At 57.3% G+C, this 15,031-nt stretch carries 25 protein-coding genes; 15 read left to right on the forward strand and 10 right to left on the reverse strand.

Annotation, left to right across the window (positions count from 1 at the left end):
* Positions 1-44: 44 nt before the first annotated feature.
* The 4 genes from QWI20_RS04170 to QWI20_RS04185 are packed head-to-tail and all read right to left on the reverse strand — an operon-like array spanning position 45 to position 2,717.
* Positions 45-557 carry a hypothetical protein gene (locus QWI20_RS04170; protein WP_369304331.1) on the reverse strand — a complete coding sequence of 171 codons (513 nt, stop codon included), beginning with the start codon at positions 555-557 and terminating at the stop codon, positions 45-47.
* Entirely contained in the window at positions 557-1,237 is a 681-nt protein-coding gene (locus tag QWI20_RS04175; RefSeq protein WP_369304332.1) for a replication protein P, read from the reverse strand. The genes QWI20_RS04170 and QWI20_RS04175 overlap by 1 nt, the downstream gene beginning before the upstream one ends.
* Positions 1,237-2,028 (reverse strand): helix-turn-helix domain-containing protein, encoded by a 792-nt coding sequence (locus QWI20_RS04180; RefSeq protein WP_369304333.1) that lies wholly within the window; start codon positions 2,026-2,028, stop codon positions 1,237-1,239. Before QWI20_RS04180 ends, QWI20_RS04175 begins: the two co-directional genes overlap by 1 nt.
* Positions 2,025-2,717: a phage antirepressor KilAC domain-containing protein gene (locus QWI20_RS04185; protein ID WP_369304334.1), complete on the reverse strand. Its 693-nt coding sequence runs from the start codon at positions 2,715-2,717 to the stop codon at positions 2,025-2,027. Before QWI20_RS04185 ends, QWI20_RS04180 begins: the two co-directional genes overlap by 4 nt.
* A gap of 205 nt (positions 2,718-2,922) precedes the next feature.
* On the opposite strand from QWI20_RS04185, the gene QWI20_RS04190 reads away from it, so the two are divergent.
* Complete coding sequence (locus QWI20_RS04190) at positions 2,923-3,333, forward strand: hypothetical protein (RefSeq protein WP_369304335.1); 411 nt, start codon at positions 2,923-2,925, stop codon at positions 3,331-3,333.
* A 197-nt stretch (positions 3,334-3,530) separates the two neighbouring features.
* Here the strand turns inward: QWI20_RS04190 and QWI20_RS04195 are convergent, their stop codons facing one another.
* Together QWI20_RS04195 and QWI20_RS04200 are read right to left on the reverse strand one after the other, a co-directional pair.
* Positions 3,531-3,953: a phage regulatory CII family protein gene (locus QWI20_RS04195; protein ID WP_369304336.1), complete on the reverse strand. Its 423-nt coding sequence runs from the start codon at positions 3,951-3,953 to the stop codon at positions 3,531-3,533.
* Positions 3,954-4,024: 71 nt separating this feature from the next.
* The gene (locus QWI20_RS04200) at positions 4,025-4,225 is read right to left on the reverse strand and encodes a transcriptional regulator (RefSeq protein WP_369304337.1); all 201 of its coding nucleotides are present in this window, start codon (positions 4,223-4,225) and stop codon (positions 4,025-4,027) included.
* Between the two features lie 84 nt (positions 4,226-4,309).
* Here QWI20_RS04200 and QWI20_RS04205 point away from each other — a divergent pair, with 84 nt between their 5' ends.
* From QWI20_RS04205 to QWI20_RS04245, 9 genes are all read left to right on the forward strand, one after another.
* The gene (locus QWI20_RS04205; RefSeq protein WP_369304338.1) at positions 4,310-5,080 is read left to right on the forward strand and encodes a helix-turn-helix transcriptional regulator; all 771 of its coding nucleotides are present in this window, start codon (positions 4,310-4,312) and stop codon (positions 5,078-5,080) included.
* A gap of 58 nt (positions 5,081-5,138) precedes the next feature.
* Positions 5,139-5,420 carry a Rap1a/Tai family immunity protein gene (locus tag QWI20_RS04210; RefSeq protein ID WP_369304590.1) on the forward strand — a complete coding sequence of 94 codons (282 nt, stop codon included), beginning with the start codon at positions 5,139-5,141 and terminating at the stop codon, positions 5,418-5,420.
* 417 nt (positions 5,421-5,837) lie between these two features.
* The gene (locus QWI20_RS04215; protein WP_369304339.1) at positions 5,838-6,101 is read left to right on the forward strand and encodes a hypothetical protein; all 264 of its coding nucleotides are present in this window, start codon (positions 5,838-5,840) and stop codon (positions 6,099-6,101) included.
* A gap of 10 nt (positions 6,102-6,111) precedes the next feature.
* Entirely contained in the window at positions 6,112-6,297 is a 186-nt protein-coding gene (locus tag QWI20_RS04220) for a hypothetical protein (RefSeq protein WP_369304340.1), read from the forward strand.
* A gap of 476 nt (positions 6,298-6,773) precedes the next feature.
* Positions 6,774-7,109, forward strand: a complete 336-nt coding sequence (locus QWI20_RS04225) for a hypothetical protein (RefSeq protein ID WP_192131142.1) — start codon at positions 6,774-6,776, stop codon at positions 7,107-7,109.
* A complete protein-coding gene (locus QWI20_RS04230; protein ID WP_192131140.1) occupies positions 7,106-7,300 on the forward strand; it encodes a hypothetical protein in 195 nt (64 codons plus the stop codon). Before QWI20_RS04225 ends, QWI20_RS04230 begins: the two co-directional genes overlap by 4 nt.
* A gap of 78 nt (positions 7,301-7,378) precedes the next feature.
* Positions 7,379-7,726 (forward strand): hypothetical protein, encoded by a 348-nt coding sequence (locus QWI20_RS04235; protein WP_192131138.1) that lies wholly within the window; start codon positions 7,379-7,381, stop codon positions 7,724-7,726.
* A 29-nt stretch (positions 7,727-7,755) separates the two neighbouring features.
* Positions 7,756-8,568: a DUF2303 family protein gene (locus tag QWI20_RS04240; RefSeq protein WP_369304341.1), complete on the forward strand. Its 813-nt coding sequence runs from the start codon at positions 7,756-7,758 to the stop codon at positions 8,566-8,568.
* Positions 8,569-8,653: 85 nt separating this feature from the next.
* Positions 8,654-8,929, forward strand: coding sequence for a LexA family transcriptional regulator (locus QWI20_RS04245; protein ID WP_192131133.1), 276 nt, complete (start codon positions 8,654-8,656; stop codon positions 8,927-8,929).
* Here QWI20_RS04245 and QWI20_RS04250 read toward each other — a convergent pair.
* On the reverse strand, positions 8,904-9,506 hold the full coding sequence (locus tag QWI20_RS04250) for a hypothetical protein (RefSeq protein WP_192131131.1): 603 nt from the start codon (positions 9,504-9,506) through the stop codon (positions 8,904-8,906). The genes QWI20_RS04245 and QWI20_RS04250 overlap by 26 nt on opposite strands.
* 99 nt (positions 9,507-9,605) lie before the next feature.
* Here QWI20_RS04250 and QWI20_RS04255 point away from each other — a divergent pair, with 99 nt between their 5' ends.
* Positions 9,606-10,358 (forward strand): hypothetical protein, encoded by a 753-nt coding sequence (locus tag QWI20_RS04255; protein WP_369304343.1) that lies wholly within the window; start codon positions 9,606-9,608, stop codon positions 10,356-10,358.
* Between the two features lie 4 nt (positions 10,359-10,362).
* Here the strand turns inward: QWI20_RS04255 and QWI20_RS04260 are convergent, their stop codons facing one another.
* The gene (locus QWI20_RS04260) at positions 10,363-10,560 is read right to left on the reverse strand and encodes a hypothetical protein (RefSeq protein WP_282372979.1); all 198 of its coding nucleotides are present in this window, start codon (positions 10,558-10,560) and stop codon (positions 10,363-10,365) included.
* Positions 10,561-10,623: 63 nt separating this feature from the next.
* Between QWI20_RS04260 and QWI20_RS04265 the strand changes: the two genes are divergently transcribed.
* Positions 10,624-11,724: a site-specific DNA-methyltransferase gene (locus tag QWI20_RS04265; protein ID WP_369304345.1), complete on the forward strand. Its 1,101-nt coding sequence runs from the start codon at positions 10,624-10,626 to the stop codon at positions 11,722-11,724.
* On the opposite strand, the gene QWI20_RS04270 is transcribed toward QWI20_RS04265, so the two are convergent.
* Positions 11,711-12,079, reverse strand: a complete 369-nt coding sequence (locus QWI20_RS04270) for a hypothetical protein (protein WP_369304346.1) — start codon at positions 12,077-12,079, stop codon at positions 11,711-11,713. The genes QWI20_RS04265 and QWI20_RS04270 overlap by 14 nt on opposite strands.
* A 93-nt stretch (positions 12,080-12,172) precedes the next feature.
* Between QWI20_RS04270 and QWI20_RS04275 the strand changes: the two genes are divergently transcribed.
* On the forward strand, positions 12,173-13,030 hold the full coding sequence (locus tag QWI20_RS04275) for a phosphoadenosine phosphosulfate reductase family protein (RefSeq protein ID WP_369304347.1): 858 nt from the start codon (positions 12,173-12,175) through the stop codon (positions 13,028-13,030).
* Positions 13,031-13,050: 20 nt separating this feature from the next.
* Here the strand turns inward: QWI20_RS04275 and QWI20_RS04280 are convergent, their stop codons facing one another.
* Positions 13,051-14,016, reverse strand: a complete 966-nt coding sequence (locus QWI20_RS04280) for a hypothetical protein (protein ID WP_369304348.1) — start codon at positions 14,014-14,016, stop codon at positions 13,051-13,053.
* A 48-nt stretch (positions 14,017-14,064) separates the two neighbouring features.
* Here QWI20_RS04280 and QWI20_RS04285 point away from each other — a divergent pair, with 48 nt between their 5' ends.
* Both QWI20_RS04285 and QWI20_RS04290 read left to right on the forward strand, forming a co-directional pair.
* Positions 14,065-14,382, forward strand: coding sequence for a DUF4406 domain-containing protein (locus QWI20_RS04285; RefSeq protein ID WP_369304349.1), 318 nt, complete (start codon positions 14,065-14,067; stop codon positions 14,380-14,382).
* A complete protein-coding gene (locus tag QWI20_RS04290) occupies positions 14,379-14,996 on the forward strand; it encodes a hypothetical protein (RefSeq protein WP_369304351.1) in 618 nt (205 codons plus the stop codon). The genes QWI20_RS04285 and QWI20_RS04290 overlap by 4 nt, the downstream gene beginning before the upstream one ends.
* Positions 14,997-15,031: the final 35 nt, after the last annotated feature.

The raw sequence follows: 15,031 nt of genomic DNA on the forward strand, positions 1-15,031 counted from the left end.
CCGAAAAGCTGCGGGGTCTGGCCGAGCAAGTCTGTTCTCGGCGCTCACTGTGCTATCCCCTTCAGCAAGGTCTGGAGCTGCTTGAGCTTGCCCAGCGCCTCGGCGTTGGTATCGCGCTCAACTTCAACCGACAGGGCAACCTCCTCGATGCGCAACGCCAATCCCTTCAGGCGCGCACCGATATCGTCAGCCAAATTGATGACCTCAGCGGAGAGCCCCACCAGCGCATCCAGCGCCTGGACATCCGGCTTCTTGAGTGGGACGACGGTTTCGTTAGCAGGCTTCGACATAGGTTTTTCAATCCTTAATTTTGTGGTTACGGCGTCGCGCTGAAACTTGCTGCCAACTGGTTCGCGGATAATTCCGGCGTCCTTCAATTCGCCGAGCGCGCGGCGGACCGCGTGCACGGCAACAGACGTGGCGTTCGCTGTCAGGACGGCGCAGTGAATCTCATGCGCGCTCCACGGCTCCTGGATAGGCACGTGTTCAAAGATCTTTCGAGCGGTGGAGGACTGCCCGGCTAGCAGCTGTTGAATACGGGAATCTGTAAAGGCCATCAGCTAGCCTCCGCGGTGAGGTCAGCTGGCGAGCGAGCGGCGCGGCGGGCGCGCAGTTCGGCCAGGGCCTTGTTCCCGATGTCGGGAGTGCGGCGGGCTTCGGCCCGAGCTGGCAGGGCCAACGGCATTGGTTGCAATGGCAAACCCTCGATCATGCGGCGGCAGGTGACCACGTAGTTGCGCTCGAACAGCTTCATGGCGAGGGAGGTTTCGAGGCGGTTGAGCGGTTCGAAGCCGCACTCCTTCGCTGTGTGCCAGACAGCCGGATGCGACCACTTGCCCTGCCCAGCCATGGATGGGTGAGCGTTGCGGCAGGCCTCTCGGAAAGCCTTCTCCAGTGGAGGGATGCCGAGCATTTCCGGCGTGGGCTGGCACAGCTTGATGAACCTGCCCACGCTCGGTGCGAAGTCCGAACCCAGCTTGCGGCACTGCTCGATGCCGAAGCGGATCTGCTCGATGCGGGTGATGTTCTCGGCCATGAAAGCTTTGACCCATGTGGCCTTTGCCGCGCCGATGTCTTCCTTGTCAGGCCAGGCCTGCTTCCACGCTGGGAAGATCGCCTTCAGCTCACGGAACAGCTGGTTGATCACGTGGACGGTGCCCGCGTCGATCGTGAGCGGCACGACCTCGGCAGATGGAACGTTCGGCAGTTGCTGCATGATGCTCGCGACGGACTTCATCACAGACCTCCCAGGTTTTCAGCCCAACTGGTGTCGTCGAAATCTGGCGCCTGGCCTTGGCCTGCTGCCTTGACTCGCTCACGCTTAACCCACTGCACTAGGCGATAACACCAGCCATGCGCCGAATCGACAGTGCCCGGGCGGGCAGCGTAGAAACCCTTGAACGATCGAACTGCCGCGTCCGGCACCGAGTCTGCCGGGATGCCGGCGATTGCGATCTGGTCGGCCAAGGCTTTGGCGTTTGGCTCCCACGCGGCGAGCATGGCGAAGCGTTCGCTCGGCGATGGGCACTCAGCGGCGGCGAGGTCCTGCTCGGCAATCTCAGCGGCCAAATCGCGCTGCAGCTGCTGCTGTTCGGTTCCTTGATGGTTAGGTGGTGTATTGGGTGCAGCTGCTGCACCCCGTTCTGCGTTTTCCTGCACCCCGCTCTGCTGTGAGCTGCACCCCGTGCGGCTATCTGCACCCCGTTCTTTACGGGGTGCAGCATTTGCACCCCGCTTAAGTTGAAGGTCGTACACGACTGGGCGGCGGTCGCGGCGCTCGATGTACGCCGCGGCAATGGCCTGATTGCCCTCAGTGATGAAGCCCGCCTTCTCTAGTTCATCCAGTTTCAGGCGAACGGTGCGCTCGGAAAGACCGGTGTCGTCTGACAGGGTCAGCGCAGACGGAAAGGCACCACGGCCGTCGCTGCCGGCGTAGTTGGCCAGGCACAGCAGCACGTGACGGGCGGCAGGGTTTTCGAGTGAAGCCTTCGGCAGTGCGAGAGCCCATGACATAGCTTGAACACTCACAGCGCGGCTCCAATGTTCTCTTCGGCCAAGTGCGCGAGGCCTTTCGGAGTTACGAGGGGATCGAATACCGCCCGATCCAACCCAGTCTCAGGGTGTGGCTTCAGCGCGGTTACTTTGTGCTTGAGCAATCCAGAACGGATGCGAGGCTGCATTGCGACCCACCGGCCAGAACCGCCGCGACGGAATATCCAACGATTGGCGTGCATCCAGTCAAAGAGCTTTGCAGGGGCAATGCCCAAGTGCTTGGCAGCATCGGTGATACAGATAGCGCCCTCGGCAGCGGCCAAACGTTTGATAGCGGCAACCTTCGGCGCCTGCAGCTCAATCACGCCCAAAAGTCGGCTGTTCTCACGGGCCTGATCGGCAGCCAGCTGCAGTGCCTCTGCGTAATCAGCCGGTATGCGATGTACGCCAGCTGCTTGGTCCTCCAGTTCCTGCCAGCGATCAACGAGGCGAGCCGTGAATTCGGGACTGAGCTGGGCCACGACGACGAAGCTGTCACGCTTGCACAGGTGGTAAACGGATTCGGTGCGCGGACGGCCCAGCGAGTCTTTGATCTGTTCGTCCCCCACTGGGGGTTGGACGATGGTGCCCCGCTGAACAAGCCGCTCGATGGACTGCTTGACCTTGTCGTGACGAGAATTGAGCAGGTCTGATATCTCACGCGACGACATGGACTGACGCGCCATGTTCTGCCGCCTTGGGAAAACTGACGCATCAGCGAACCCATTGCTCTCGGTGTTCGTGGTGTGCATAATCGACCTCGCTAACGCTGTAGAAAGAGCCGACCTCGACCGTCGGCTTTTTTGTGCCCGAAATTCAGGCGGTGTAGGTGTCCGGCGCATCCGTGGTAGCTTTTGGCTTCCACACGAAAAGGCCTCGGAGGCCGGACATATGAAACTGGTTGGAATGAACTACAGGAATGCATGGGGTAAAGCTGTCGACGACAACGACGCTTCGGTGGACCGCCTTTTGAGGCAGGGAGAAAGTCCGGACTCCAAATTGGCACGGCTGGCGTTTGGCTCGTATAAGCTTGAGTGCTTTCTCGAGGGCCTGTGTACTAAGTACGCAACGGCTTGGTTGAGCCTCAGCCCCCTCGAGGCGGGTCGCTTGTACTTGCTCAACAAGCATCACTGGGCCCCTGATACGCTGAAGCAAGTTCAGAAAAGTGATTTTGTTGCTCTTCTCCATGAAGAGCTGATTGAGACGCCGATGACGGAGGCAGAGTTTGAGCCTGTGAAGGATTGGTGCGCTGATCTAAGCTGCTATCCCGACCTGCTCGCATCGGCGAACCTTCCGAAATAACCGGAAGGATTCGCCCCGGAATTTCCTCAAGAAAAGATTGCGAAACCCGGCTGTCTTTGGCTGGAAAACTGCCAAGGAACGACCACTTGAGGAGGGTTGCGCAGTAGAAGGCGCGACGGCTCTTTTCATCGGATCTGAGCAAGGCTGATCGCTTGTAACTGATCAGCCTGCGCTTGATGTTTACTCGCTGAGCCATCTCAAGCCGCCTTCACAGAGGCTTCCATCACATCCAGGCTCTGCCGGACATGATTGATCTCGACCTTGATCTGAGACTTCTCGAACTGACTGACGTAGTTGTCCTCCAGCGCCTGGTGCACGGCGATCGTCAGATCAGCCACCTCCTTGCCCACGCTGATCATCGAAGATGTGAGTGCTTGCGGGTTCGGCGCCGTCTTCGCAATGAGCTCGAAGCCGAAAGAATCAGCCAGCGCCAGCAGAGGACGCATGTCCTGGGTGTGCAGCAAAATCCCGAACAAGTGCTCAATGGTCAGGTGATGGGCCGCGTTGTCGGGGTTAGAACGCTGCAGCAGACTCACGTGAGCCAGGCACATCTTTCCGGCCAACTCCTCCGCGCCGCTCTCCTTCACCGTCGTGTGGCAAGCCCGCAAGAAATCTTCCATTCGTAAACCCTCAAATTTGTTTCAGTGGCTGCGTGCCATCACGCGTTGCAAAATATTTCAGTCCAGCACGATCAGGCGGCGCTGCAATAAAGGTCTGGTCGGAGATCTTGACGAGAAACGCCGGTAGCCCTTTCGATCATCACCGCCCGTTCTGCAGGTACGCCCCTAACCTTCCAGTGGGAGACAGTCATCGGCGTTACGCCAAGGGTTCTGGCCAAGGCTTTCGCCGAGCCAGCGGCGAGGATTGCGCGCTCAAGAGCTGTGGGTTTCATAAACAAGTCCGCCGCTGGCGAATAAACATTCGTCAACGATACGTTTATTTAATAAACAACGCAAGACGAGTAAACTTTGTGTTTATGACTACTGAGCATTCTGGGGATCGCTTACGGCTGATTGCCGCAAAGCGGGACATCTCTTTCAAAAAAATGGCTGAGGAATTGGGCGTTACGCCTCAGGTTTTGAACAATTGGTTCAAGCGTGGCGTGCCTGCGCGCGAGATTCAGAAGGCCCTTGATACTTACCATCTCCGAAGAGATTGGTTAGTTGCTGGGGATGGTCTGCCTGATGTAGAGCCATATCCTTGGGGGGACGACCCTGGATTCGAAGCGCACCAAAGAAAACTGGAAGTACGAGAGGGGCTTTCTAACGCCTCCTTCGCTGGACCTATTGACGTGTGGGATGACGATACACCGCTCGATGCAGATGAGGTTTACGTGCCGTTTCTCAAGGAAGTAGAACTATCTGCAGGTAGCGGTCGCACAGTTGTTGAGCAGTCGCACAGGCAGAAACTCAGGTTTGGTAAGCTGACACTGCGGCGTCAGAACGTTCAGCCGAGCGAGGCAGTTTGCGTAACGGTAAGCGGCAACAGCATGGAACCGGTTCTTCCCCATGGCAGTACTGTCGGCGTGGATCAGGGCTCCACGGCCATCACCGACGGCAAGATGTATGCGATAAATCACGGAGGCCAGCTTCGCGTGAAAACTCTCTATCGCTTACCCGGTGGTGGTGTTCGTATGCGCAGCTATAATCGCGAGGAACATCCTGATGAGGAATACGGCCCACAGGAAATGATTGATAAAGAGATCATTATCCTGGGGAAAGTTTTTTGGTCATCAGTACTCTGGTAGGGAACAGACCTTGATTAACGGAAGAATACTGGCGGCAATGGTTCTCGTCTTTGCCCCCATGACGGCATGGTGCGCAACCGGGAACGACCTTCGTGCTTGGGGGGAAGGGTACGAAAAAAATACTGGGACCTTTGCGAACGGCCTATATATGGGCTTCGTTGTTGGTGTTGCCGAATCATTTTCCGGCATAGGTTTCTGTCCGCCGTCGAATGTCACCAATGGACAGAATGCAGCGATCGTTTGGAAGTGGCTATCGGACCACCCTAAAGACTGGGCCGGACCGGCAAGCGGCTTGACCTTCGCAGCTCTATCTGACGCTTTCCCCTGCCCGAAAAAGTAAAGAACACCCTAAATCGACCCGCCATGAGCGGGTTTTTTTTCGTCCAGCGAAAGTCTCGGCGAAAACCCAATAAACAAAATAAACATTTTGTGTTGACTCGTTTATAAACGTGTTGTTTACTAAACCCATCGCCAGCGACAACACGGCGAAGGGGCGGCGCCCCGCCGCTCTTTAAAAACCAGCCGCAACAAATCAACAGACCGCATTGCCTCTACCGGCGACCGGCGATCAGACAGGTGAACGAGGAAAGCCTGCCAACGACAGGGAAAACCCTGGACGGCTGATCGATGACGAAACGTCAGAACCGCGCGAATGACCCGGCAAGCAGTGCGCCCCGCCACCCCGGCGGCAATGGGAAAGATTTCACTGCCTGGCCTTGGCAACAGGGCCAGACGGGAAATCAACCGGAGCACGAACATGCGAATCAACGTGTACAGCCAAGAGCTCACCAGCGAAGTGGTTGAGATCCAGAAAGAATCGAACACCGGACTCACCTACAGCGCTGTGCAAATGATCTTGCACAGCAGCGAGCGACTGCATCACCCGCCACAAGACGACGACCGTAGCGCCGTGACGTTCTGGCTACCTAAGTCGAAAGCGAGACGCGAAGAGATGGCCAGCACCTTTGAACGAATGGCGAAGATGGTACGGATTGCGCCATCAGAAACTGGCCTAGATTGAGGGCGGGCAAATGGCAAAGCGCCCCACCAATCGCATCAAGTTCAAGCTGTGGCAGCCCACCATCACGACCGAGTACGACGGTGCGGCCGCCGAGGGAGTCTTTTACGCAGCATGCAGCCTGCTCGGCCCACAGCGCCTGGAGCTGATCGAGAAGCTTCAGGCCAAGCACGCCGAACTGGAAGCAGTCGGCAGATAGACAACCAGCGCCAGCGTCAGCCTGACGAAAACTGCCCGATACCCTGGAACGTTTGAACGCTGACCAGGCTGCATCGGAGTGTGATCTGCCTGCACCTAAATACATATGCCTCTCGCGGGGAGGTAGGTGATCTAGCAGGTTTCGACCGGTAATCCGGACAGGCTACCCCGGACGGCAGATCACACCCCGATGCGGACGAAACTGCGGCCTATAACCGCCCACCTGCATTGTGCCTATCAACTTCTCAAGGATTTGCAGCCATGTAAACGACATTGACCCGGCCTACCGCATCAGGCGGCGCCGGCAAACAAGGCTCACGTAGGGAGGCCTAGTGAACCAGCGACATGAAAAGCCCCGCGTCGATGGGGCTTTTTTTCACCCAGCGTTTACCCGTCAGCACTCTCCCCTGCGCCCAATCGGCCTACGTCAGGCGGCCAGAGTGCTGACGAATAAACGCAACCATCTGAGGAAAGGACATGAACCAGACCATTAGACAAATGCGCGCCGTCCACGATGGATTGCGCCAGCGCGCCGCCGAGGCGCGCGCCGAGTTCGCTGCGAAACCGCGTTACGTCGTGATTCCTCACCAGAACAACCTGTTCGGTGTGGTTGATCGGCGGACGGGTGTGGAGCGGGCCGAGGTCGCGGGCCACAACAGCGCCTGCCAGGCCGCACAGAGCTTTGAGAATGTTGCGGAGTTCACCCATGCCGCGCAGCTAACAGTAGGCAACTTCGCAAGGCTGATGCTGCGATGGACCGGCGTCTTGTGCATGGTGATTCTCGGAATCGTAGTGTTGGGGTATCAGCAGTGAACTTCGCGCCCCAGCCTGACCCGCACAAAGAAGCGATCGCACGGCTTAGCGCTCAGATCGACGAGTACTTGGTCACCGGTAAGCGCATTCAACACGTACCGCCCGGTGCCACCGGAGCCGTTCGCATGTTTGGCACCACCAGCCGTACCAAGAAAAAGAAGGCCAGCGCCAGCAATGCGTCGACCGATTAACCGCGTTCACCAGCGCCGCCGACAGAACCAACACCAACTCCCACCAAGCGGGCTCCCGGCCCCACCGGAGAAACACGCATGTCCACTCCCACAGATACCGCCGAATTCCTCGAAGAGCTGAACGGCGGTGCGTTCGCCAGCCAGATTGGGCACGCCCTCTCTGAAGTTGCCGCCGGCGTCGTCGATCACGGCAAGGCCGGCAAGCTGGTCATCACCTTGGACTTCAGCCAGATCGGCGAATCCCACCAGGTGAAGATCAAGCACAAGCTCGATTACAAGGTGCCAACCAAGCGCGGCACTCGCAGCGAGAACACCAGCCTCGACACGCCGATGCATGTCGGTACCGGCGGCAAGATCTCGCTGTTTCAGGAGAAGCACGACCAGCTGTTCAGTCGTGACGAAGCGCCGATCAAACCCCGCACCTGATTACCCCTTCCCCACACGAGATCTGTGAAATGTCCCTGAGCAAAGAAGCAATTCAACTCATCACTGACACCGCGCTGGAAGCAACAGGCAAAGCGCTGCCGACCGACACCCCTACGGCGCTGCTGCCGGAAGGCACCAAGATTGTGGATCTGGAAAAGTACCAGGCTGGCCGTAGCCGCTTTCGCGGCACCTACACCACACACGCCCTGGCCGATTTCAGCACCTACGTCGCCGACCGCGCCGCGGCTGGCGCGCGTGGCTTCATCAACCAGGAGGAAATGAGCTGCGTTCTGTTGTTCAACCTCGGCACCGCTTCTGACCCTGGCCACGCCGATGATCGTGCCGTGTTGAAGCTCAAGGCAACTGCCGGCTACACCGCGGCGCAGCAGATCTCGAGTCAGCGCCTTGCCCAGAAAGAGTTGAGCGACTGGATTGAAGACTGGCACCAATACCTGACGCCGGTTGACGACGCAGGCACCGCCATTCCAATCGCCAAGGCAATCGCGGCAGTACGCACCATCACCATCAAAGCCACCAGCGAATCGGAAACAACCGTTGGTGACACCAGCGCCAGCCGAAGTGCAATGGACCAGATCGAGGCGCGCAGCAAAGAAACACTGCCGGCGGCGCTGCACTTCCACGTCGTGCCATTCGAAGGCCTGACCGAGCAGCTCATCACACTGCGCATTTCCGTCATCACCAGCGGGCCGGTGCCGGTTCTGAAACTGCGTTGGGTCGGCGAGGAAGTGCAGCGTGAAGCGATCGCACAGGAATTCAAGTCTGTGTTGGAGGACAAGATCGGCGCGGCGGCGAAACTCGCGCTTGGCAGCTTCTCGGCCTGACATGTAACGCAAGCGTGGCATCGCACGGTCGATGTCACGCAAACATAACTATGACCCTGCTTGTGCAGCCCATGGGCCCGGCGGGATGGAGAACAAGGTGCCGAAATGTGAACTGACACAGGCGCAGGCAAAAACTCTCGCCTACATCCGCAGCTACATTCGCAAGCATGGTTACTCGCCGACCATCGCAGAGATTGCCAAGGCTGAGCAGGTTAACGTTAACGCGATAGGCGGGCGCATCGCGGCGCTGATCAAGAAGGGCGCCATCACGAAGGCTGACGGCATCGCGCGCAGCATTCGCCCGGTCAGCTTCACATTGGATAGCACATCTAAGGTTAGCTTTGACCGGCGCGTTGATTAGCGATGGCTTGCAGCCAATTATTCGCTTGGGCGTAATCGGGACTATCACCAACGTTATCTAAAACAGTCTCGAGATCGTGTCGAGCCAAATCCAGCTGAGCTAGATTCAATCTCGCCAGACCTCGAAAAAAGAAGAGAGTCATCCAATTCGAAGATTTGGTTAAGCCCTCCGTGCACAATGAGTCTAACTCAGTCCAGCGATGCGTGTTCGCGAGCTCCTCCAACGTAGGAAAAATAGACTCTTCGAAACTATTTCCTGTTCTCACCGCGCTAAACCCAGCCCTAGTCTCCCTTAGAACTCCGCTGAACTCCCTGAATTTCGTAATACCGCGCGATGCGTTGGCCGCTTTTGCCTTGAGCTCGTCGATTTGTTTCTGCTTCTCTTCTGCCTGCTTTTTATACTGTTCAGCGCTTTGCAGGAGCGCATTTTTACCTGAGACCAGATCATCTATTTTTGCGTCTTTGACCTTATCAAGCTGCTCGTTGACCACCCCTAGGCCAACAGTGGAGATCAGAACAAATAACGCGCCAGCGTATCCGACGATTTTTAACAGCGAACTCCATGATTCATAGCTCATAAATCCCTCATACGGCTGATTCCCGGTCCCCACGTATAGCCTACCACCAACCTATTCGCCACCGAACTTTCGGAGGGTGGCGCACACATGGAGATCACCATGAGCGACAAATACGAAGCTCAACGCCGAGCAGCGATCGCGAAGCGCAAGAAAACTGAGCAGGACTATCGGGCCCGCGCCGCAGAAAACATGGTCGATCACGAATACACCTGCATCGTCGACCAGAAAGACGCAGTGATCTGGCGCTGCAAAGCTGCAAAAAACACCTTCTACGCCTTCGACATCCTTATGACGCGCTTCGGTATCGCCGTAGTCGGTGACATCGACAACCTGACCTTCAGCGTGGGCCTGGGCTACGGCATTGAGTTTTTGGCTGGTGACGACGTGACCTACTACCTGCACACGAAACTGAGTGAGGTGTGCAAGAAGCGCAGTTTCAGCGAGCGCCTATTCCGCGAAGTGTTGATGCGCAACATCGCCCAGGCCCTGCGTGAAGAGTGCGAGGAAGAGATGTTCGAATCGCTTCCTGAGTGGCTACAGGATCCTGATCAAGTTGACGCGGTCCAGTGGCCTGAATTTCGACAGCTTGTCCTGGCGAAGCGGCGGGACATGAGCCACACCGATGACCGCTGGATGCACTGGGATGATGCCCTCGATGCAGCGCATGACGTCGCCTTTACTGAAGAAGCCATGATGTTCATGCGCGATAACAGCGAGCCGCTTTGCCTGGGTGATGAGTGGTACGAAAACCGCGTAGATGAGCCATCACAAGGACTGGTGCAGTGCCTGTACATGATCAACCATGCCGCCAAGGCGATCACGGCGCAGAAGGCCCAGGCCGCAGCAGCCTAATCAATCAGACCAACAGCGCGTCAACCGCAAGCTCGATCTCCTTGATGGCAGTCGGCACATGCTGCGAATCATAAGACTTGTACTGCAGCAGCTCATCAGCTACCGCCTCTGTAAGATCATCTAAGTTCAACCCCCTCTTCTGCGCAACGCTTAGCACTGCCTTGAGCGCAAGATGCAAACCCTTCTCTCGATCTTCGTACATGCCGTATCCCTTCCTGTGGAGCGGTAAGCGTAGGCCATATTTCCCATCGCATGGAATCGAACCATGAGCCAGCAGCACCAGATCCTGGTCGGCGACTGCATCGATATGATGCGGACGCTGCCGGACCAGTCAGTTCACACCTGCGTGACCAGCCCGCCTTACTTCGGTCTGCGCGATTACGGCGTTGAGGGGCAGATCGGCTTGGAAGAAACGCCCGCCGAGTTCATCGCGCGACTGGTTGCCGTGTTCCGCGAAGTGCGTCGAGTACTCCGAGACGACGGAACGATCTGGGTGAACATGGGTGACAGCTACGCGTCAGTCGCCGGCGGCTACGCCGAAGGGGGTTCTGCCGGCAAACACGACGTGGTGTCGATAGCAACTCGCGGGGCTGTGCGGCGCGGCCATCGGCGCACCCCGCCGGATGGGTTCAAGGCAAAGGACTTGATGGGCATGCCGTGGCGTCTCGCCTTCGCCCTGCAGGACGATGGCTGGTATCTGAGGCAGGACATCATCTGGAACAAGCCGAACCCGATGCCTGAGAGCGTGCGAGACAGGTGCACCAAGTCGCACGAATATATCTTCCTGCTGAGCAAATCGAAGAAGTACTACTTCGACCAGCCGGCCATTCTCGAACCGTGCTCCCCGAACACTCACGCGCGGCTGTCGCAGGACGTACAAGCCCAGATCGGAAGCGAGCGCGCCAACGGCGGTACAAAGAGTAACGGGAACATGAAGGCCACAGTGCGCAAGTCAAACGGCGTTGGCTGGGGATACGCGGAGGGAGAGCCCCGCCAGACCGGCCGAGTCAAGGACAACGAGTCAATGAATTCGGCCCTTGCAATCATGCCCACGGAGCGAAACAAGCGCTCTGTTTGGACTGTGGCCACCCACAGTTTCAAGGGCGCCCACTTCGCCACCTTCCCGCCAGACCTGATTAGGCCATGCATTCTGGCAGGCGCGCCGCGCGATGGAGTTGTGCTGGACCCATTCGGCGGCGCCGGTACCACGTCGCTGGTTTCGATGCAGGAGGGTCGTCGCTCGATCATCTGCGAGTTGAACCCAGATTACGCAGCCATGGCGCGAGCTCGTATCGATGCGGCCTGGCTGGATGGCGCGGCGCAAATGGATGTTTTCTATGACGCGGCGGAGCTCAGAAAGGTATGAGATCTCCAAAACCCCAAATAACAGTCCCCGTCAACGTGACCACAGGCCCCAACACCTCAACAGCAAAACGCGCTGAACTGTGCTGTTTGACCCAGTTAGGTACAGCTTCTTTGCGCTCTTGGTAATGCCTTGGATCATCAACTCTGAATCTACTGGACTCGTCCCAGACATCTTGGATGTCCACCCCGTTGAGTTGAGCATTAGCCATCAGAAATATGCCCATTGCAACCGCAACTGCTCCGGACCTGGCAAGCCACATTGATTGATGACAATGATCGCTGGCCCATGCTCCTACTGCGAACGAAAGAAATGCTATCCCGGTAACGATCCATTTGTTGGCAAAAAGTCGCTTCAATTTTTGATCTCCCTAAATACAACTCCCGGCCTTCCACCGGCCGGAGCATCTTCACCCAACTTCCACGAATCACGCCACTGGCGAGGATCAGCCATGTCTCCCTACAACATGTCCGGGACGACTGTCGTCAGCTTTTCCGGCGGCCGGACCAGCGCGTACATGCTGCGCCAGGTACTGGACAGCAACGATGATCTGGGCGATTTGATCGTCACGTTCGCCAACACCGGCAAGGAGCACCCCGCCACACTGGATTTCGTTCAGGAGTGCTCCGAGCGCTGGGGCGTGCCGATTGTTTGGCTTGAATACCGAGACGATGACCGCGGATTCGCGATCGTCGATTACGAAACCGCCAGTCGGGATGGGCAGCCGTTCGAGGACCTGATCAGGAAACGCAGCTACCTGCCGAATCCTGTCACGCGTTTCTGCACCATCGACCTGAAGATTAGGGTCATCCACAAATACCTGAGGATGGTGGGCTGCTCCACCGAAGAGACACCGGTGGACATGATGACCGGCATCCGCGCCGATGAGCCCAGACGAGTAGCGAAGATCCGTCACCGCAAGACCACCAGCGAGAGCAAGCACGCAACGATGGTGATGCCGCTGGCGGACGCCGGCGTAGGAGTGCAGGACGTGACCGATTTCTGGAAAGCTCAGCCTTTCGATCTGATGTTGCCGACCATCAATGGCCGAACGCTGGAGGGCAACTGCGACCTATGCTTCCTCAAGGGCGCCAAGCAGGTTTATTCGATCATCGCCAGCGACAGGCAGAAGGCTGAATGGTGGGCACGCATGGAGCGGACTGCTAAATCCAGCTCAAGCACCACCGGCGACGGCGCGCTGTTCCGCTTCGACCGACCGAGCTATCAGCAGATGCTTGATTACGCCGACACCCAATTCGACATGTTCGCCGACCACGAGGACGAGATCGCCTGCTTCTGTGGGGATTGAACAGCGCGGTTGATACCCCGTTAATCGAAATACAGTACGGCTTCGCTTTTATAGCCAGGTGGACACACGTACATGTCGGACACGGACAATGTGGGTGTTTTAATAACCCGAAATGGGGAGAAGTTACTTTGGAATATTTCGCTATAGATATCCGGCCCCCATTGAGCCATCTGTAGCACGTGCACAGCTGCCATTGCCTGTAATAGATGTTCAATGCTTGCCTTGCTGAAATTTCCCTCCCTATCATGTTTAACGGCGTTGTATGCATCGTACCAGCTCAGACTCTTGGTAGGCCTGTCAGAGGTCCACCCTTCGAACGGGCAAATTGTTTCATACGAAAAGTAATTCTTCAGGCGCACGGACCATTGATCCAGTCTCAGCAATGGGAGAAGTTTGACGTAATCCCGGGTGGTGAGAGTGCTGCATTTGATCTCAGAGCAATTAGCGACAATAACGCCGCGCCAACTAGCTTCGACCTCTGTGCACGCTAGAATCAATAACTCTCGGATCTTGTGCCCGTAAGCAGCTGCGTTATTAGGGTCTGGCTCGATATATCGAAACAGCCCCTCCAACTCCTGGAACAAGCTGGTGGCAGCAACCGTAGATTGAAGCTTTGCGGAGTGCTCCGCTACGGTGGGTGCTCTCGAAACGTAACCTTCCATGAATCCTTTGCTTGGTATACCGCGCCACACCCGGGGGTAATAGGAGCCTAGCGGAAGGGTGAGGCGCTGCACGGTATCCTTATTAACGTAGATGCCACCCAGTGAAAAATCATACGCTGCGCACAGTAGGTCATCATCGTAATGTTTATCTTCTGGATGAACTAGTTGTTGCCTGTGATCATTCCATCTAGTCAGGTCTGCTTTGAACAGCCGTTCGGCGCTACGGGGATCAAATAAGATTAGATCCCCGCATGGATCCCTCCAAAACGCGCCGAATCTCAGATTCCTGTCGATGAATACTTTCGTGTCGCTTCCACTTGGCATAAACGCCGACTCCTGGTTTGCTCGGCTTACCTTACGCGGAAGACTCCTATGGTGAAAATCTATTTAAGCGGGCCCATGACGGGCCTGCCCGATTACAACTACCCGGCATTCAACGCAGAGGCCGCCCGACTCCGCGCACTTGGCTACACAGTCGAGAATCCCGCCGAGAACCCGCTACCCGCCGACGCGCCCTGGCACATGTGCATGCGTGACGCGATCCGCCAGATGCTCACGTGTGACACCGTGGCGTATCTGCCCGGCTGGCAAATCTCGAGAGGCGCCAACGTGGAAATCGAACTGGCCGGTCATCTGAAAATGGCCGTCATTCAAGCAAGCGGCATCGTTGCGCCGCAGGAGGGGTTATGAGCAATCAAGCAAAGCGTTTGAGCAATTGTCCTGCAGAGCGCCTGGCGCATTGTCGCGGTGAAGCTGTGCCGCCTGCTGGCGATGTGGAAGTGCTGCGCTACAAAGTCAATATTCATGTGGGAGCTACAACCATGCAGCGCCAAGTGGTTTTAGCGAAAGACTTCGACGACCACGTCACCTGCCTGACCGCCGAGCGTGACGGGCTGCTGGCAAACGTGAAAGAACTGACCGAGCACAGAGACGAGCTGAAAATGCAGCGCGACCGCTGGGTCAGGATGCACGGAAACCTACAATCCGAGCTGACCAAGGCGCAGGAGTTGCTGAACGATATCAATATTCCCGGCACAGTTTGGCAGATGAAGGTCGGAGCATTTCTCAGGGTCGGCCAGCCCGCCACCCCCATCGCCCACAACGTCGACGAGAGCCGCGGGCAAGATGCGCCAGCGCCAAACGAAGAAGACTGGCACATGAACCCATGCAAGCAGGGCCACGGCGACGTCGGCGCGTGCGGTGGCAAGGCCTTCTGTCACACCTGCGACGAAACGATTACAGCCACCACCACGCAAGAAGCCTTCGAGCAGTGGAACGCGACACACCCTGCCAACCCGCAATAAACCCGCCGCCCGTTCGGCACCACCCTATCCCTGTT

Source organism: Pseudomonas sp. W2-17, from assembly GCF_041060445.1.
Lineage (GTDB): Bacteria > Pseudomonadota > Gammaproteobacteria > Pseudomonadales > Pseudomonadaceae > Aquipseudomonas.

Coding starts and splice junctions, on each gene's coding strand:
- QWI20_RS04210 (WP_369304590.1), top strand. CDS start 5,139: ATGACGGCATGGTGCGCAACCGGGAACGACCTTCGTGCTTGGGGGGAA.
- QWI20_RS04220 (WP_369304340.1), top strand. CDS start 6,112: ATGGCAAAGCGCCCCACCAATCGCATCAAGTTCAAGCTGTGGCAGCCC.
- QWI20_RS04170 (WP_369304331.1), bottom strand. CDS start 557: ATGGCCTTTACAGATTCCCGTATTCAACAGCTGCTAGCCGGGCAGTCC.
- QWI20_RS04265 (WP_369304345.1), top strand. CDS start 10,624: ATGAGCCAGCAGCACCAGATCCTGGTCGGCGACTGCATCGATATGATG.
- QWI20_RS04205 (WP_369304338.1), top strand. CDS start 4,310: ATGACTACTGAGCATTCTGGGGATCGCTTACGGCTGATTGCCGCAAAG.
- QWI20_RS04190 (WP_369304335.1), top strand. CDS start 2,923: ATGAAACTGGTTGGAATGAACTACAGGAATGCATGGGGTAAAGCTGTC.
- QWI20_RS04280 (WP_369304348.1), bottom strand. CDS start 14,016: ATGCCAAGTGGAAGCGACACGAAAGTATTCATCGACAGGAATCTGAGA.
- QWI20_RS04275 (WP_369304347.1), top strand. CDS start 12,173: ATGTCTCCCTACAACATGTCCGGGACGACTGTCGTCAGCTTTTCCGGC.
- QWI20_RS04235 (WP_192131138.1), top strand. CDS start 7,379: ATGTCCACTCCCACAGATACCGCCGAATTCCTCGAAGAGCTGAACGGC.
- QWI20_RS04290 (WP_369304351.1), top strand. CDS start 14,379: ATGAGCAATCAAGCAAAGCGTTTGAGCAATTGTCCTGCAGAGCGCCTG.
- QWI20_RS04195 (WP_369304336.1), bottom strand. CDS start 3,953: ATGGAAGATTTCTTGCGGGCTTGCCACACGACGGTGAAGGAGAGCGGC.
- QWI20_RS04240 (WP_369304341.1), top strand. CDS start 7,756: ATGTCCCTGAGCAAAGAAGCAATTCAACTCATCACTGACACCGCGCTG.
- QWI20_RS04250 (WP_192131131.1), bottom strand. CDS start 9,506: ATGAGCTATGAATCATGGAGTTCGCTGTTAAAAATCGTCGGATACGCT.
- QWI20_RS04260 (WP_282372979.1), bottom strand. CDS start 10,560: ATGTACGAAGATCGAGAGAAGGGTTTGCATCTTGCGCTCAAGGCAGTG.
- QWI20_RS04255 (WP_369304343.1), top strand. CDS start 9,606: ATGAGCGACAAATACGAAGCTCAACGCCGAGCAGCGATCGCGAAGCGC.
- QWI20_RS04225 (WP_192131142.1), top strand. CDS start 6,774: ATGAACCAGACCATTAGACAAATGCGCGCCGTCCACGATGGATTGCGC.
- QWI20_RS04245 (WP_192131133.1), top strand. CDS start 8,654: ATGGAGAACAAGGTGCCGAAATGTGAACTGACACAGGCGCAGGCAAAA.
- QWI20_RS04215 (WP_369304339.1), top strand. CDS start 5,838: ATGCGAATCAACGTGTACAGCCAAGAGCTCACCAGCGAAGTGGTTGAG.
- QWI20_RS04200 (WP_369304337.1), bottom strand. CDS start 4,225: ATGAAACCCACAGCTCTTGAGCGCGCAATCCTCGCCGCTGGCTCGGCG.
- QWI20_RS04285 (WP_369304349.1), top strand. CDS start 14,065: ATGGTGAAAATCTATTTAAGCGGGCCCATGACGGGCCTGCCCGATTAC.
- QWI20_RS04185 (WP_369304334.1), bottom strand. CDS start 2,717: ATGGCGCGTCAGTCCATGTCGTCGCGTGAGATATCAGACCTGCTCAAT.
- QWI20_RS04175 (WP_369304332.1), bottom strand. CDS start 1,237: ATGAAGTCCGTCGCGAGCATCATGCAGCAACTGCCGAACGTTCCATCT.